This is a genomic window from Geomonas sp. (assembly GCF_056994735.1).
The window spans coordinates 1-1,763 of the sequence record NZ_JBXKJL010000489.1; the positions used below are offsets into that span (position 1 = coordinate 1).

Genomic DNA, 1,763 nt, shown 5'->3' on the forward strand with positions numbered 1-1,763 from the left:
CTTTCTGGGGTAGGTATTTTTTGAGAGTGTTCAATTTGCTCTAACATTAGCTTTATGAATCATGCTGTTACCATGCCTAAGCTGGAGAGCTTCAGGCTGCTTGCAGTAACGCGACAACGGCTGGGGCAGTCTCCGACGGGCCCGGCGAGGAGCGAGTCGGCCAGGGCTCGGGGACCAAGCACCCGTGAGGCAACGGGAGCTGGTTGAGTAACGCCGCCAGGATGAGGTTCCAGCCGCGCCGAAACACGCTGACCAAGCGCAGGTGGGCCGCCTGATGGGAGCGTGGCGGGGGTGGCAGGGAGGCGGCCAGGTCAGGCAAGGTGGTGGCGGGAAGCGTCGTGTCCGCCTCGCCCCCGACACTCACCAGCCACAGCGTCGCCACCGCCATCGCCAGCCACAGGCGTGCCGCCCGCGCGGGATCAGTCATCCGGGTCTGTTGCCACTGCCAGCCGCCCCGTTTGGTCCGTTTAAAGCCCTGTTCAATCCAGGCGCGCCAACCATACCAGCAGACCTCGCCGACCGCGGGCGGTAAATCGGTTAAGATCAGCCAGGGGTCCTGATAGCCAGGTTCCCACCGGGCCAGGAGGGTACCGCGGAGCCGACGCTGGCGGCCTTTGAAGGCCACGCCGGTACCGGACCATTGGCAACCCGGTTGCGGGACCAAGGTCTTGAGAGGGACTCCTTGCCGTTCACCGGTGGGCCGGAAGGTCCCGCCGGTATTGATGCGCAGAAACGGATGCCACCCCAACCGGGTAATCCGCTGAAACAGCCAGCGAGCATACAACCCGCGATCGGCGAGCACGATCACCATCCAGGTGGGCGGGACCGCGCGGTACACCTGCCGGAGCATCCGCAACCACTCCGGCCGCCAGGCTTTCTCGATATTGGCAGTCAACACCGTCCAGGCGATCGGAATGGCACAGCCCCGGTACACCACACTGATCACCAGCACTGTAAACCGGTCACCTAAGGTAGTCGCATCGAGGGCGAGCGCCAGTTGAGTCCCTTGCCACAGGCTGAGCACCCAGGCCAACAGCGGCGCAAAACAGGTTTCCACCACCACGGCTTGACGGGCCTTCCCGCGTTTCGCCGGGGCCTCGTAGCAGAACTCGCGCAAGCGTTGCCGTAACGTGTTATCTTTGCGGTGAAGCCAGGGCGCTAAGCAGGCACTGACGGCGGTGAGTGCACAGGACCGCGCCAGGACCATGCCTAGGCTCCACAACGCGAGGACCATGATTTGAGGCTTGCTCAAGTGGGGTAAGTGGGTCTGAATAGTAGTTGCCCATTCAGCTACACGGGAGTGGTGGGACATCAGTAGTTCTCCGGCAGGATGGTGTGGTAACTGTTAAGACAAGCGACACCATGCCCGACGGAAGCGGGTCTTGTCACCCCTATTTTTGGTGTCCTTTGCAGAAAACCTACCCCAGAAAGCATCGGGGGAGGGGGTGATGTTGGAACCGATCCAGGTTTATTCCCTATGGGGGCAAACCTTTGAGATAGCTGTCAAGCGTGGCGTGCTGTCCTCACTATTGGCTTCTGGCCTGGTGAAGTCCGAACATCCCGGTTTGGCGGGATGGCAGGACTTGGCAACTGCAGATGTTTATGGCGTTCTGGCGCGCGAGTTGGAAGAAACTGACCCCAACCAGAAAGTCCGGACACGGGAGACGGCCCGGCATCTTTTCGAACTCGGCATGGGGCTCGGACAGACCGCCCTGCGGGAGTATTTGCGCAGACTCAAGGGCGATCCGGAGGATTACACCGTC

2 protein-coding genes are annotated in these 1,763 nt (G+C 61.5%); one reads left to right on the forward strand and one right to left on the reverse strand.

The genetic code is table 11. The features are described 5' to 3' along the window. Positions 1 to 91 precede the first annotated feature (91 nt). On the reverse strand, positions 92 to 1,207 hold the full coding sequence (locus AC11W3_RS20750) for a transposase (RefSeq protein ID WP_484093690.1): 1,116 nt from the start codon (positions 1,205 to 1,207) through the stop codon (positions 92 to 94). Positions 1,208 to 1,448: 241 nt separating this feature from the next. On the opposite strand from AC11W3_RS20750, the gene AC11W3_RS20755 reads away from it, so the two are divergent. Continuing rightward, positions 1,449 to 1,763 (forward strand): hypothetical protein (locus AC11W3_RS20755; RefSeq protein ID WP_484093691.1); only part of this gene is annotated, 315 nt, incomplete at its 3' end.